At 69.2% G+C, this 14,090-nt stretch carries 14 protein-coding genes; all 14 read right to left on the bottom strand.

Going from position 1 to position 14,090, the window contains the following annotated elements; genetic code table 11:
* Nucleotide 1 precedes the first annotated feature (1 nt).
* Nucleotides 2–1,198 (bottom strand): phosphoglycerate kinase, encoded by a 1,197-nt coding sequence (locus AB0A65_RS24495; RefSeq protein WP_359954798.1) that lies wholly within the window; start codon nt 1,196–1,198, stop codon nt 2–4.
* Between the two features lie 7 nt (nt 1,199–1,205).
* Nucleotides 1,206–2,201: a type I glyceraldehyde-3-phosphate dehydrogenase gene (gene gap, locus AB0A65_RS24500; protein ID WP_359954800.1), complete on the bottom strand. Its 996-nt coding sequence runs from the start codon at nt 2,199–2,201 to the stop codon at nt 1,206–1,208.
* A 284-nt stretch (nt 2,202–2,485) separates the two neighbouring features.
* On the bottom strand, nt 2,486–3,472 hold the full coding sequence (whiA, locus tag AB0A65_RS24505; RefSeq protein ID WP_359954802.1) for a DNA-binding protein WhiA: 987 nt from the start codon (nt 3,470–3,472) through the stop codon (nt 2,486–2,488).
* A gap of 3 nt (nt 3,473–3,475) precedes the next feature.
* The gene (gene yvcK, locus AB0A65_RS24510; protein WP_359954804.1) at nt 3,476–4,393 is read right to left on the bottom strand and encodes a uridine diphosphate-N-acetylglucosamine-binding protein YvcK; all 918 of its coding nucleotides are present in this window, start codon (nt 4,391–4,393) and stop codon (nt 3,476–3,478) included.
* Between the two features lie 6 nt (nt 4,394–4,399).
* A complete protein-coding gene (gene rapZ / locus AB0A65_RS24515) occupies nt 4,400–5,323 on the bottom strand; it encodes an RNase adapter RapZ (protein ID WP_359954925.1) in 924 nt (307 codons plus the stop codon).
* 108 nt (nt 5,324–5,431) lie between these two features.
* Nucleotides 5,432–7,318 (bottom strand): excinuclease ABC subunit UvrC, encoded by a 1,887-nt coding sequence (gene uvrC, locus AB0A65_RS24520; RefSeq protein WP_359954806.1) that lies wholly within the window; start codon nt 7,316–7,318, stop codon nt 5,432–5,434.
* A gap of 37 nt (nt 7,319–7,355) precedes the next feature.
* Complete coding sequence (locus tag AB0A65_RS24525) at nt 7,356–8,285, bottom strand: RIO1 family regulatory kinase/ATPase (protein ID WP_359954808.1); 930 nt, start codon at nt 8,283–8,285, stop codon at nt 7,356–7,358.
* A 213-nt stretch (nt 8,286–8,498) separates the two neighbouring features.
* Nucleotides 8,499–9,305 carry an ABC-2 family transporter protein gene (locus AB0A65_RS24530; RefSeq protein ID WP_359954810.1) on the bottom strand — a complete coding sequence of 269 codons (807 nt, stop codon included), beginning with the start codon at nt 9,303–9,305 and terminating at the stop codon, nt 8,499–8,501.
* Entirely contained in the window at nt 9,295–10,083 is a 789-nt protein-coding gene (locus AB0A65_RS24535) for an ABC-2 family transporter protein (protein WP_359954812.1), read from the bottom strand. The genes AB0A65_RS24530 and AB0A65_RS24535 overlap by 11 nt, the downstream gene beginning before the upstream one ends.
* A gap of 3 nt (nt 10,084–10,086) precedes the next feature.
* Entirely contained in the window at nt 10,087–10,917 is an 831-nt protein-coding gene (locus AB0A65_RS24540) for an ABC-2 family transporter protein (protein ID WP_359954814.1), read from the bottom strand.
* The gene (locus AB0A65_RS24545) at nt 10,910–11,707 is read right to left on the bottom strand and encodes an ABC-2 family transporter protein (protein WP_359954816.1); all 798 of its coding nucleotides are present in this window, start codon (nt 11,705–11,707) and stop codon (nt 10,910–10,912) included. Before AB0A65_RS24545 ends, AB0A65_RS24540 begins: the two co-directional genes overlap by 8 nt.
* Nucleotides 11,704–12,702 (bottom strand): ATP-binding cassette domain-containing protein, encoded by a 999-nt coding sequence (locus AB0A65_RS24550; RefSeq protein WP_359954818.1) that lies wholly within the window; start codon nt 12,700–12,702, stop codon nt 11,704–11,706. Before AB0A65_RS24550 ends, AB0A65_RS24545 begins: the two co-directional genes overlap by 4 nt.
* A complete protein-coding gene (locus tag AB0A65_RS24555) occupies nt 12,653–13,603 on the bottom strand; it encodes an MFS transporter permease (protein WP_359954820.1) in 951 nt (316 codons plus the stop codon). The genes AB0A65_RS24550 and AB0A65_RS24555 overlap by 50 nt, the downstream gene beginning before the upstream one ends.
* Nucleotides 13,600–14,070 (bottom strand): hypothetical protein, encoded by a 471-nt coding sequence (locus AB0A65_RS24560; RefSeq protein ID WP_359954822.1) that lies wholly within the window; start codon nt 14,068–14,070, stop codon nt 13,600–13,602. Before AB0A65_RS24560 ends, AB0A65_RS24555 begins: the two co-directional genes overlap by 4 nt.
* Between the last annotated feature and the right edge of the window lie 20 nt (nt 14,071–14,090).

Here is a 14,090-nt window from a genome sequence, read left to right on the forward strand (position 1 = left end):
TTCACTTCTCCAGTGCGTCCAGGCCGGGGAGCGTCTTGCCCTCAAGGTATTCGAGGGAGGCGCCGCCGCCGGTCGAGATGTGGCCGAAGCCGTCCTCGGGCAGGCCGAGGGTGCGGACCGCCGCGGCGGAGTCGCCGCCGCCGACCACGCTGAACGCCTCGGAGTCCACCAGCGCCTGCGCCACCGTGCGGGTGCCCGCGGCGTAGTCGGGGAACTCGAAGACGCCCATGGGGCCGTTCCAGAACACGGTCTTCGCTCCGGCGATCCGCTCGGCGAACAGCTTCGCGGACTCGGGGCCGATGTCGAGGCCCATGCGCTCGGCCGGGATCGCGTCGACGGCCACCGTGAGCGGCTCGGCGTCGGCGGCGAACTCGGCGGCCGTGGTCGTGTCGACCGGCAGCAGCAGTTCGACGCCGAGTTCGGCGGCGCGCTCCAGGTAGTTCTTGCAGACCTCGATCTGGTCCTTCTCCAGCAGCGACGAACCGACCTCGTAGCCCTGGGCCGCGAGGAACGTGAACATCATGCCGCCGCCGACGATGAGCGTGTCGACCTTGTCGAGCAGGTTGTCGATGACCGCCAGCTTGTCGGAGACCTTCGCGCCGCCGAGGATGACGACGTACGGCTGCTCCGGCTTGCCGGTGAGCTTCGAGAGGACCTCGACCTCTTTGGCGATGAGCCAGCCCGCGTAGTGCGGGAGGAGCTTCGCGACGTCGTACACGGAGGCGTGCTTGCGGTGGACCGCGCCGAACGCGTCGTCCACGTACAGGTCGCCGAAGGCGGAGAGCTGGCCGGCGAACTCGGCCCGCTCGGTGTCGTCCTTGCTGGTCTCGCCCTTGTTGAAGCGCAGGTTCTCCAGCAGGAGGACGTCGCCGTCGCCCTGGGCGACGGCCTTGGCCTCCGCGTCGGTGCCGACCGTGTCGGCGGCGAACGCGACCTCGCGGCCGAGGACCTCGCCGAGGCGCTTGGCCACGGGGGCCAGCGAGAAGGCGGGGTCCGGGGCGCCCTTCGGGCGGCCCAGGTGCGAGCAGACCACGACCCGGGCGCCGGCTTCGGCGAGCGCCTTGATCGTGGGCGCGACGGCGCGGATGCGGCCGTCGTCGGTGATGGTCTTCCCGTCCAGAGGCACGTTGAGGTCGGCGCGTACGAGTACGCGCCGACCGTTGACGCCCTCCTGGAGGAGTTCGTCGAGCGTCTTCATCGGACTGCTAGCCGACCAGCTTGACGAGGTCGACGAGGCGGTTCGAGAAGCCCCACTCGTTGTCGTACCAGCCGAAGACCTTGACCTGGTTGTCGATGACCTTGGTCAGGAGGCCGTCGATGATGCACGAGTGCGGGTCGGTCTCGATGTCCTTGGAGACGATCGGGTCCTCGGTGTAGTACAGGATGCCCTTGAGCGGGCCCTCGGCGGCGGCCTTGAGCGCGGCGTTGACCTCGTCCTTGGTGGTGGGCTTGGAAGCCTCGAAGGTGAGGTCGGTGATCGAGCCGGTCGCGATCGGGACGCGCAGCGAGTAGCCGTCGAGCTTGCCGTTGAGCTCGGGCAGCACCAGGCCGACGGCCTTGGCGGCGCCGGTCGTGGTGGGCACCACGTTCAGGGCCGCGGCGCGGGCGCGACGCGGGTCCTTGTGCGGGCCGTCCTGGAGGTTCTGGTCCTGGGTGTAGGCGTGGATCGTGGTCATCAGACCCTTCTCGATGCCCACGGACTCGTTCAGGACCTTGGCCATGGGGGCCAGGCAGTTGGTGGTGCAGGACGCGTTCGAGATGATGTGGTGGTTCTCGGCGTCGTACTTGTCGTGGTTGACGCCCATGACCACGGTCAGGTCCTCGTTCTTCGCCGGAGCGGAGATGATGACCTTCTTGACCGAGCCGCCCAGGTGGGCGGCGGCCTTGGTGCCGTCGGTGAAGAAGCCGGTCGACTCGATGACGACCTCGGCGCCCACCTCGTCCCACGCGATGTTGGCGGGGTCGCGCTCGGCGAACGCCTTGATGGTCTTGCCGTTGACGGTGATCTCGCCGTCGCCGACCTTGACCTCGTACGGGAGGCGACCCAGGATGGAGTCGTACTTCAGCAGGTTGCCGATGGTCTCGGCGTCGCCCAGGTCGTTGAAGGCGACGATCTCGATGTCGGCACCGGAGGCGAGAACCGCCCGGAAGAAGTTGCGCCCAATGCGGCCGAAGCCGTTGACGCCAACGCGGATGGTCACGTGCCCATCTCCTCGCTAGAACAGGATCGGATATCTGAATGAGACCGGAGGCGGTCTCGCACGCGATCCGTTCAGCCGAAGAGCGACGGTGGAACAGATCGCTGTTCGGCCTCGTCGCCGAGCACTCCTTGACCCTAACCGCTCCGGTCTTCAGACCTTCCGCGGCTGGCTCCCCCCGATCATGTCACACCCGGGACGGGGGTGTGACATCGCGGTTAAGCCTAACCCTTGCGCCGCCGGTCGAGGCGGCTACGGCGAGCGTGGCGAATCGGGGCGAAGCCGCCCTATGCGACCAGCATTTCCTCTTCGGCGACTACGTCGTCGGGTCCGGGGACGCCGGTCTCCTGGGCGCGTTTGGTCGCCATGTTGATGAGTCGCCGGATGCGTCCCGCGATCGCGTCCTTGGTGAGCGGCGGGTCGGCCAGCGCGCCGAGCTCTTCGAGGGACGCCTGGCGGTGTTCGAGGCGCAGGCGGCCCGCGGAGGCGAGGTGCTCGGGGACGTCGTCGGCGAGGACTTCGAGGGCGCGGGTGACCTTCGCGGCGGCGGCGACGGCGGCGCGCGCGGAGCGGCGCAGGTTCGCGTCGTCGAAGTTCGCGAGCCGGTTCGCGGTGGCGCGGACCTCGCGGCGGACGCGGCGCTCCTCCCAGGTGAGGACGGAGGCGTGGGCGCCGAGGCGGGTGAGCAGTTCGCCGATGGCGTCGCCGTCGCGGATGACGACGCGGTCGACGCCGCGGACGTCGCGGGACTTCGCGGAGATGCCGAGGCGGCGGGCGGCGCCGACGAGCGCGAGCGCGGACTCGGGGCCGGGGCAGGTCACTTCCAGCGAGGAGGACCGGCCGGGCTCGGTGAGCGAGCCGCGGGCGAGGAACGCGCCCCTCCAGGCGGCCTCGGCGCAGCACGGGTAGGCGCCGACGACGTGGTTGGGCAGGCCCCTGACGGGGTAGCCGCGCTGGTCGGTGAGGCCGATCTGCTTGGAGAACGCCTGGCCGTCGGCCATGACGCGGAGCAGGTAGTGGTTGTTGCGGCGGAGCCCGGCGGCCACGAGGACGTGGATCTCGGACTCGTAGTTGTAGAGCTTGTCGATCATGCGCTTGGCGCGGCGGGCGACGTTGCCGGCGTCGACCTCGGCCTCGACGACGACGTTGCCCTGCCCGACGAGGTGGAGGCCCCCGGCGAACCGGAAGAGCGCGCCGAGTTCGGCGCGCTGGCAGCAGGACTTCGCGACCTCGATGCGACTGAGCTCGTCCTTGACCTCCGCGGTCATCGCCATTCGTTAACCACCATCTTCGACCAGCAGGTTTCCCAATACGGCGGCCAGGGATCCGACGTCGTGCGTCACGCCGTCGGCGGCGAGGTCCGCCGCGACCAACCGGGCCTCCAACGATTGTGCCGCACTGTTCAACGATCCGGGATCGGCGAGGGTTCGGGCGTCGCCTGACACGACGTAGTGAAACCGGACACCTTCCGCGTATCGGCGCAGCGTGTCGACGTGACCCGCGAGGGTCAGACCGTCCGTCTCCTTCTCCTCGGAGAGGTTGAGCACCACGATCTTGCGGGCCCGGGAGGCGGCGATGGCCTTGCGGAGCGAGGGCAGGAGCAGGTGCGGGATCACCGAGGTGTACCAGGAGCCGGGCCCGAAGACGTGCCAGTCGGCCTCGGCGACCGCTTCAAGGGTCTCGGGGCAGGCGGGGGCGTCGGCGGGCAGGAGGCGCACGTCCGCGACCTGGCCGTCCGCGACGGCGACGTCGTGCTGGCCGACGATCGTGCGGAGCCCGGTCCCTTCGGCGAGGTCCGCCTCGATGTCGAGCGGCGTGCACGACATGGGCAGGACCCGGGCCCGCGCGCCGACGATGCGGCCCGCGGCGGCGACGGCCTCCACGGGGTTGGCGTGGCGCTCCAGGAGCGACAGCAGCACGATGTTCCCGACCGGGTGCCCGGCGAGGAAGTCGTCCCCGCCGAAGCGGTGCGAGAACAGCTCGGCGGCCTCGGTGCGGGACGGGTCGGCGGTCGCGAGGAGGGCTTTGCGCAGGTCCCCGGGCGGCAGGACGGGCCTGGTCGCGCGGATGTCCCCGGAGGAGCCGCCGTCGTCGGCGACGGTCACGACGGCCGTCAGGTCGACGTCGAGCCTGGAGAGCGCGCGCAGCGAGGCCGACAGGCCCCGCCCGCCGCCGAACGCGACCACTTTCTGCATCAGCGGTTACCTCGGATCGGGGTGTCGGTGGGGGCGGTGGCGGATTAACTCGTTCCCGCGGTCCCGGTGGTGGGTGTTCGCGGGGAACCCGGCCGCGTTCAGGCGCTTGGCGATCTCCTCGGAGATCGCGACGCTGCGGTGCTTGCCGCCGGTGCATCCGATGGCGATCGTCATGTACCGCTTGCCTTCCCGCTCGAAGCCCTGGGTGGTGCCCAGCAGGAGCGCCGTGTACGACTCGACGAACTCCTCCGCGCCGTCCTGCGCGAGGACGTAGCCGGAGACGTCGGGGTCGGTGCCGGTGTGCTCGCGCAGGGCCGGAACCCAGTACGGGTTGGGAAGGAATCGTACGTCAGCGACGTAGTCGGCGTCGCGCGGGATGCCGTACTTGAACCCGAACGACATGCAGGTGAACTGGAGCCGCGGCGACGACGGCGCGAGGAACGCGTCCTCGACGCGGGCGCGCAGCTGGTTCTCGTTCAGGTGCGTCGTGTCGAACAGGGTGTCCGCGGAGCCGCGGGCCGGTTCGAGCAGGCGCCGCTCGGCGGCGATGCCGTCCGCGAGCATCCCGTCCCCCTGGAGCGGGTGGGCCCGGCGGACCTTCTCGAAGCGGCGGATGATCACGTCGTCGTCCGCGTCGACGAACACCAGGTGCGGCTTGAAGCCGCCCTTGCGGAGGTCCTCGATGACGCCCACGAGGTCGGTCATGAACGCGCGCGAGCGCACGTCGAGGACCATCGCGGTCCGGCGGACCTCCTCGCCGCCCGCGGCGGCCAGCTCCGCGGCCTGGCCGACGAGCGACTCCGGGAGGTTGTCGATCACGTAGTAGCCGACGTTCTCAAGTGCGCGGGCCACTGTCGAGCGTCCGCCGCCGGAGATGCCGGTGACGATCACGAGGTCCAATTCGCTGCGGTCGCTCGAACCCGCATGCACTGCTGCCACACCCATAAGTCAAGTATCCCCGAGTCCGTTCCAACCGCCGTGCTGACACGGCCCCGGCCCTGCGGCCGAATTGACAAGCGTATAGCTACCAGAGCAGTCTCAAGAGCCGTTGTCATCGGGATTACGCAGATGTGTCCGCAAAGCCTCCGCCAGTTTCGGCCCGATACCGGGCACAGCCTCCAAATCAGACAGTTCGGCCTCTCTGATGCGCTTCACGGAGCCGAACTCCTTCAGGAGCGCCTTCTTCTTCGAGTCCCCCAGACCCGGCACCGAGTCGAGCGCCGACGCCGTCATCTTCTTGCGCCTTCGCGTGCGGTGCAAGGAGATCGCGAACCGGTGGGCCTCGTCGCGCACGCGCTGCATCAGGTACAGGGCCTCGGAGGTGCGCGAGAGGATCACCGGGAACTCCTCGCCCGGGAGCCAGATCTCCTCCAGCCGCTTCGCGAGCCCCGCCAGGTTGATCGTGTCGATCCCCAGCTCCTGGAACACCTGCTCGGCGGCGGCGACCTGCGGCTGCCCGCCGTCCACGACGAGCAGCTGCGGCGGGTAGTGGAAGCCGCGCTTGGGCTCCTCGTCCCCTTCCTCGACGGGCGAGCCGGCGGGCTGGTCCCCGAGCTTGGCGAGGCGGCGGCGCAGCGTCTCCTGGAGCGACGCGAGGTCGTCCTTCCGCTCGCCCTTGATGACGAAGCGCCGGTACTCGCTCTTGCGCGGCAGGCCGTCCTCGAACACGACCATCGACGCCACGACGTCCTCGCCCAGGGACTGCGACACGTCGTAGCACTCGATGCGCAGCGGCGCCTCCGGCAGGTCCAGGGCGTCCGCAAGCTCTTCGAGGGCCTTCGAGCGCGACGTCAGGTCCCCGGCGCGCTTCAGCTTGTGGCGCTGGAGGTTCTCCAGCGCGTTCTTCTCCACGGTCTCGGCCAGCGCCCGCTTGTCGCCGCGGCGCGGGATGCGCAGGTCGACCTTCGAGCCGCGGCGCTCCGAGAGCAGCTCTGCGAGGGCCTCGTGGTCCGCGGGCAGGGCCGGGACCAGGACCTCCTTGGGCACGACCTCGTTCTGCTCGCCGTAGAACTGGAGGCAGAACCGCTCCACGATCCCGGCCAGGTCCACCGGCTCGGCCTTGTCGATGACCCAGCCGCGCTGGCCCCGGATGCGGCCCTTGCGCACGTGGAAGACCTGGACGGCGGCCTCCAGCTCGTCGTCGGCGACGGCCATGACGTCGCAGTCGACGTCCTCGGCGAGGACCACGACCTGCTGCTCCAGGACCTTGTCGAGGGCCCCGAGGTCGTCGCGCAGGCGCGCGGCCCGCTCGAATTCGAGGGCCTCGGACGCCTCCTGCATCTCGGCGATGAGGCGCCGGCGCACGGGCGCGGTCTCGCCGGACATGAACGCGCAGAAGCCGTTCACGAGTTCGCGGTAGTCCTCGGCGGAGATGCGGCCCACGCACGGCGCGGAGCACTTGCCGATGTCGGCGAGGAGGTTCGGGCGGTCGATCCGGTTGCAGCGCTTGAACTCCGTGTCGGAGCAGGTGCGGATCGGGAAGACCCGGGTGAGCAGGTCGAGGGTCTGGCGGATCGCCCACGCGGACCCGAACGGCCCGAAGTAGCGGACGCCCTTGCGGCGGTTGCCGCGCATGACCTGGGCGCGCGGGAACTCCTCCCCCACGGTCACGGCCAGCCACGGGTAGGACTTGTCGTCCTTGAACATGACGTTGAAGCGCGGGTCGTACTCCTTGATCCAGGTCCACTCCAGCTGGAGGGCCTCGACCTCGGTGGCGACCACGGTCCACTCGACGCTCCGAGCGGTGTTCACCATCCGGCGGGTGCGCTCGTGGAGACGCGTCTCGTCGGCGAAGTACGAGTTCAGGCGGTTCCTGAGGTTCTTCGCCTTGCCGACGTAGATCACGCGCCGGTCACGGTCCCGGAACCGGTAGACGCCCGGCTGCGTGGGGATCGTGCCGGGGGCGGGACGGTAATCAACTGCCACAACACAAGGCTATATCCCGCCCCCGACACCCCCGCCGTTACGGCCTGGCCGCCAGGCCCAGGACCTCCGCGTGGAGGTCGTCGACCTCGGCACGGTCGATCCCGTGGTTCGCGAACCAGGAGCCGAGGTTCTCCACGTCCCTGGTCAGGAAATCCATTCCGAGCGGGTTCGCGTAGATGTCCACGACCTGCGGGAGGTCGAGGACGATGAGGCGGCCCTCGTGGACCACCGTGTTGTACGGCGAGAGGTCGCCGTGGGCGAAGCCGAGCTCGGTCATGCGGCGCAGGGCCTCGGCGGCCTGGTCCCACAGGCTCTCGGCCTCGTGCAGGTCGGGCCTGGTCTCGGCGAGCCGGGGCGCGGCGGTGCGGCCGTCCCCGATGAACTCCATGAGGACCTCGGTGCCGTGGACCTGCACGGGGTAGGGCACGGGGACCCCGACCTGGTAGAGGCGCTTGAGCGCCTCGAACTCGGCCGCGGCCCAGCGTCCCGCGGCCTGCTCCAGGCCGAACGTGGTGCGCTTGGCCATGGCGCGGTTGTCGCGGGAGCGCTTGGCGGCGCGCCCGACGGTGTAGTCGCCGGCGCGGTTGAACTGGGTGTGCTCGGCGCTGCGGTAGCGCTTGGAGGCGAGGATCACGGCCCGGTCGGTGCCGGGGAGCACGCGTTCGACGAGGAACACGTCCGCTTCCTTGCCGGTCTTGAGGACGCCGAGCTCGTAGTCGACGGCCCCGTGGTCGGTGATGACCCAGTCGGGCAGGGGCTCGGGGCCGCGCTGGAGCGGCTCGGAGTCCCACCAGATCGACCAGCGGTCCCCGGCCGGGGGCCGGTCGTCGTTGGGGATCTCGTCGAAGACGGTGCGCATCTGCTCGTAGCGTTCGCGGTCGTCGTCGGAGAAGACTTCGCGCTGGTTGCTGCGGTCGCGGCGCTTGGTGGACTGGAAAGAGTCAGAGTACTGCTGCTTGCGAGGCAAGGTGAAAGGCTCCTGTGAGGAAGTCCGTCCGCCGCGAGAGAAGATTAGTGAGCGGCGACGGGAGGTGAGCTGGGCTTCATGGCGTGGACGCAGACAACGACAGCCATCAGTAACACCTCCATTCCTCACGAGCCCCGGGGCGAAGCGCCTCCGGGCAACGGATGCCACGTTAGCGGATCGCGCCCGGGGCGCGCAAGTCTTTTATTTCGGGGCCTAGTGGCCTGCGGAGTCGTAGGCGCGGAGGCCGAGGGCGAAGACGCCGACGGCGAGGGCGGCGCAGGCGGCGGCGATGGCGGGGACGAGCGCGATCCACCAGGCGTCGAGGCGGCCGGTGAGGATCTGGACGGGGACGAAGCTGGCGAACGCGAGCGGGAGCCCGAAGGTGAGGACGAGGCGGACCGCGGCGGGGAAGATCGTCAGCGGGAAGCGCATGGCCTCGTTCTGGAGCTCGGCGAGCATGAACGCGATGATCGGGGTGCGGCCCTTCATCCAGAAGTTCGCGGCGTTCGCGACGGTGAGCAGCGACGCCTGGATGACGGCGGCGCTCACCAGGAGCAGGAGCGCGAGCGGGATGTGGACGAGGCCCAGGCCCGCGCCGGTCCAGCCGACGGACATCATGAGGATGCCGAGGGTCATCTCGCCGAAGACCTGGAAGCCCACGTGCTTGGAGGCGACCTGGACGAGGACGGGCGCGGGGCGGGTGATCCGGTAGTCCATGTCGCCTTCGACGATGAGCTTCCCGGTGTCCCAGATGCCGTCCCAGAACAGGGCCGTGGAGGACCAGGAGGTGGCGAGGAACCCGGCCAGCACGAGCATCTCGTGGTAGCCCCACCCGGCGATGGAGGTGACGTTGCCGAACAGGATGCTCAGGAACGCGAACAGCACGACCTGCCAGAACGTGCCCGAGATCGCCATGACCCAGAAGTCGGCGGGGTACTCGCCGACCGAGCGCAGGTAGGCGCCGATGGAGCGGCGGTAGACCCCGAACGCGTGGCGGGGGCCGGCGATGTCAGCCGCCATGGACGGTCACCTTCTTCACGAGCTGGGACCAGATGAGCCTGCCGACGACCCACAGGCCGACGGCCCAGGCGGCCTCGGCGGCGATGAGGCCGAGGGCGCCCGCGGTGTCGACGCGGCCGAGGTAGATCGAGGCGGGCGTGGTGGTCAGGTGGACGAACGGCATGGCCCAGGAGACGGTCTGGAGCCACGCGGGCATGAGGGCGAGCGGGACCATCATCCCGGAGAAGAACGCGACCATGGAGTCCTTGGCCCACTGGATGCCCAGGAACCGCTGGGTCACGAAGCAGGCGAGGACGCACAGGTACGAGAACCCGAACGCCAGCGGGAAGATCAGCAGGACGCTCACGGCCGTCAGGATCGCGGCGACCGGCGAGACGGGCCCGGCGGGCCGGAACAGCAGGACCGCGGCGACGGTGCCGAGGATCGCGGCCGGGACGGAGGCGACCATGCCGCCGATGTACTCCCCCGCGCGGGCTCGCTGGAAGTCCACCGGTTTGGTGAGGTCGACGGCGACGAGGCCGTCGAGGATGCGGTTGGCCATCTCCCAGTCGGAGCCGGCCCAGGCGAGGGTCGAGGTGAGGAAGCCGATGATGAGGTACGCCTTCATCGCCTGCCAGTCGTATCCGCCCATCTCGCCGTCGCCGATGAGGTGGCTCCACACGGCGAGCCCGGCGAGGAGCGACCAGCCGCCGAACAGGACCGAGAAGATCCACGTGGACTTGTAGGCGATCTTGCGTTTGAAGGAGATCGTCGCGAGCGCGAGGTCGACGCTTGCCATGTGTCAGTGTCCAGACGAGTCGTAGGAGCGCAGCCCGAGCCGGTACACGCCGAGCGCCGCAAGGACCGTCGCGGCGGCGGCGAGGGGCGGGCCGAGGAGCCACCAGGGGCCGAGGTGGCCGGTGAGGACGGCGACGGGCACGAAGTTGACGAACGCGACCGGGAGCACGAACATGGTCACGATCCTCACCGCGGCCGGGAACAGCCCCAGCGGCAGCGTCATCGCGTTGGTCTGGAGGTCGAGCATCACGAACGCGAACACCGAGTTGGTGCCCTTGACCCAGAAGCACACCGCGCTCAGCATCGTGATGAGCGAGCACTCGATGACGATCGCGCACACCAGGCCGAGGACGCCCGCGGGGATCGCGGCGACGCCCATGCCGGCCCCGATCCAGCCGTAGGCGACCACGACGAGGCCGATGCCGACCTCCCCGAAGCCCTGCATGCCGATGTGCGAGGTCGCGACCTGGACGACGACCGGCGCGGGCCGGGTGATGCGGTAGTCGATCTCGCCCTTGAGGACGTACGTGCCGGTGCTCCACACGCCGTCGCACAGCAGCGCGGTCGAGCCCGCGGCGACGGTGAGGAGCCCCGAGAGCATGAGCATCTCGTGGTAGCGCCAGCCCGCGACGTCGGGGACCGCGTTGAACAGGACGGTGATGAACGCGAACTGGAGGACGTTCCACATCACGCCCGCCGAGGCCATGACCCAGAAGTCGGCCGGGTACTCGGTGATGGCGCGGATCTGGGCGAGAAGCGAGCGGCCGTAGACGCCGCCGACGTGGCGCACCCCGTTGGGGTGCAAGGGCTTGGAGAGGACTGTCGTGTCAGCCACCGTGCACCGTCACCTTCTTGACCGCCTGGTTGAAGATGAGGCGCGCCCCGAACCACATGCCGAAGGCCCAGGCCGCCTCGGCCGCGAGGAGCCCGAGGGCGCCCCTGGTGTCGACGTGCCCGAGGTAGATCGCCGAAGGCGTGGTCGTGAAGTGCGGGAACGGGAGCGCCCAGGCGACGGCCTGGAGCCAGGAGGGCATGAACGCCAAGGGGATCATCATCCCGGAGAAGAAGCTGAGGAGGGCCTCGCGCAGCCACATGACGCCGAGGTACCGCTTGGTCCAGAAGCACACCAGGACCGTCAGGTACGTGATGCCGAACGCCAGCGGGAACACCAGGACGAGGCTGACCGCGGTGAGTGCCCCGGCCGTCGCCGAGACGGGACCGGGCGGATCGAACAGCAGCCAGGCGCCGAGGACGCCGAGGGCCACCGTGGGGACCGTGGAGCACATCGAGCCGACGTACTCGGCGGCGCGGGCCCGCTGGAAGTCCACGGGCTTGGTCAGGTCGATCGCGACGTGGCCGTCGAGGATGCGGTCGGCGATGTGCCAGTCGGCCGCCCCGAAGACCATGGTCGCGGTGATGAACCCGATGATGATGTAGGCGCGCATCGCGTCCCAGTCGTAGCCCGAGAGCGCGCCTCCGGAGAGGAGCTCGCGCCACATCGCCATCGAGACGAGCATGGCGCCGCCGCCGAGGACCAGGCCCACCAGCCACTGGGTCTTGTAGGCCAGGCGGCGCTTGAACGCGATGACCGCGAACGCGCGGTCGACCGCGAAGGTATTGCTCACTGCGTGAGTTCTCCGGCGTAGAGGCGGCGGATGACGTCCTCGATGCTGGGCTCGGACAGCGACAGGTCGCGGGGGGCGAGCTGCGCGGTGAGCCCGCCGAGGACCTCGGCGGTGGTGAAGCGGCCCGACTCGTACGTGACGACCACTTCGCTGGGGGCCTCGCCCGCGGCCCACTGGTACTGCGGGAACGCCAGTTCGAGGGCGGGGACGTCGGCGGGCTCCTCCAGGAACAGCTTCACGGCCTTGGTGGTGATGTAGTGGGCCTTGAGCTGCGCGATGGGCCCGTCGTAGGCCACGGCGCCCTTGTCGATGACGACGATCCGCTCGCAGACCTCCTCGATGTCGGCGAGGTCGTGGCTCGTCAGCAGCAGCGTCGTCCCGTCGTCCACCAGCTCGCGCAGGAACGCCCGCAGGCGGTCCTTCACGGAGATGTCCAGGCCGATCGTCGGCTCGTCGAGGTAGACCATCTTGGGCGCGTGGATGAGCGCGCACGCGAGGTCCGCGCGCATCCGCTGCCCCAGCGAGAGGGTCCGCGCCAGCGCGGGCATGAACTCGCCGAGGTCCAGCAGTTCGTCGAACTTCGCGATGCGGGCCTTGTAGTCGGCGTCGGAGACGCCGTACATGTGCTTGAGGAGCTTCAGGGACTCCTCGACCGGGAGGTCCCACCACAGCTGGGTGCGCTGGCCGAAGAGCACGCCGATGTCGTGCGCGTTGGCGATGCGCTCGGTGTGCGGGTCGCGGCCCATCACCCGTACGGTGCCCTCGGAGGGGCGGAGGATCCCGGTGAGGAGCTTGACGGTGGTGGACTTGCCCGCGCCGTTGGGTCCGACGTAGGCGACGGACTCGCCCGGCTCGATCGTGAGGTCGATGCCGTTCACCGCGGTGTAGTTCTTGTACTTGCGCTGGGCGAGGTGCTTGAGCGCGCCTTTGAACCCGGAGGCCTTGTCAGGTCGCCGGAAGGTCTTCGTGAGGTTGCGGGCTTCGAGTATCGGCATCCTTCAACGGTAGGAAAATTGGCTCGCTTTTCTCAACTCGTTTCCCGCGCTTCAGCCTGCGAACCAGGTCACGGGGCGAAACGCGCTCCAGGGGAAGGAAGCAGGCCATGGCGACCATATGGGGCAGGAAGCTGATGCCCACGGCGAGGTACACGGAGACGTGGAAGCAGTAGAGGAACAGCACGGCCGCGTACTTGAGGCGCTTGGCGGCGATGAACATGATGACCGGGGTGAGCAGCTCGAAGGAGACCATGCCCCACTGGACGGCGCGGAGCATCCACGGGTAGTCGAGCATCCAGGTGGAGAACTCGGTGCCGCGGCGGATGATCGCCCAGGTCATGGTCGCGGAGTTGACCCATTCGAAGCCGCCGTAGCGGAACTTGGCCCAGGCGGCGAAGAAGTACGTGCAGATGACGCCGATCTGCACGAGGTTGAAGCCCCAGCCGACGTGCTCGGAGAGGTTCCCGCGGTCGCCCCACTTCGCTTTCGGCATGGTGGGCAGGAGGAACAGGAGCAGGAGGAACGCGAACTTGCCGTGGTCGACCTTCCCGTAGGACATCGCGATGATCATCCACTCGAAGTACGCGGCGGCGACGATCCACCCGAAGAGGCGCGGCTTCCAGCCGAACATCATGGGGACGGTGGCGGCGAGCAGGACGATGAGGGTGCCGACGACGACCCAGTAGTCGGGGACGGGGAAGATCGGCAGGACCCGGGCGATGAACAGGGGCTGGTAGAGCTCGCCGGGGACGTGGCGGTGACCGAGGATCCACGGCATGTACCACCACCAGTCGACCCAGATGAACGCGCCGGCGAGGAACCGCATGGCGGCGACGCGGCCGAGCGCGACGGGCTGGAAGAACCAGCCGACGGCCTTCTGCTGCAAGGGGAGCTGGGTCATGCGTCGTCTCCGTCCCGGGTGTAGGCGGCCTCGACGACTTCGACGACCTCACCGGTCTGGTGGCCGTCCTTGAGCTCGTAGCGGCGCTCGATGATCTCGACGGTGACGATCTCGGGTTTGCCGGGGTTGGCGTTCTCGTACGCCTGCGCGATGTACTCCAGGAGGGAGGGGTCCTCGACGAAGCGGCTCTTCTGGCCTTCGAGTTCGGCGCGGCGGAACCCGGTGATGCGTTCGGTGAGGCTGAAGCGCTCGCCCTCCTCGTTCACGGCCTCGACGCGGGTCGATCCGGCCCAGCCGTCGAGGTCCATCGAGCCGGAGTACATCTTGAAGGGCGCGAAGGGGAAGTAGTCGTCGCCGCCCCAGAAGGTGGTGGCGGTGACGAGCGCGAGCACGACCATGGTGATCGAGACGCGCAGGACGCGCCCCTTCGGCCGGACCCTGGAGATACGGGGTAGGTATGGGGACACGGCAAGAGTATGGCACGGGC

The sequence above is a fragment of the Glycomyces sp. NPDC047010 genome, assembly GCF_040644205.1.
In the GTDB taxonomy this organism is placed as follows: domain Bacteria; phylum Actinomycetota; class Actinomycetes; order Mycobacteriales; family Micromonosporaceae; genus Glycomyces.

Coding starts and splice junctions, on each gene's coding strand:
- AB0A65_RS24495 (WP_359954798.1), bottom strand. CDS start 1,198: ATGAAGACGCTCGACGAACTCCTCCAGGAGGGCGTCAACGGTCGGCGC.
- whiA (WP_359954802.1), bottom strand. CDS start 3,472: ATGGCGATGACCGCGGAGGTCAAGGACGAGCTCAGTCGCATCGAGGTC.
- yvcK (WP_359954804.1), bottom strand. CDS start 4,393: ATGCAGAAAGTGGTCGCGTTCGGCGGCGGGCGGGGCCTGTCGGCCTCG.
- AB0A65_RS24530 (WP_359954810.1), bottom strand. CDS start 9,305: ATGGCGGCTGACATCGCCGGCCCCCGCCACGCGTTCGGGGTCTACCGC.
- AB0A65_RS24535 (WP_359954812.1), bottom strand. CDS start 10,083: ATGGCAAGCGTCGACCTCGCGCTCGCGACGATCTCCTTCAAACGCAAG.
- AB0A65_RS24550 (WP_359954818.1), bottom strand. CDS start 12,702: ATGCCGATACTCGAAGCCCGCAACCTCACGAAGACCTTCCGGCGACCT.
- AB0A65_RS24555 (WP_359954820.1), bottom strand. CDS start 13,603: ATGACCCAGCTCCCCTTGCAGCAGAAGGCCGTCGGCTGGTTCTTCCAG.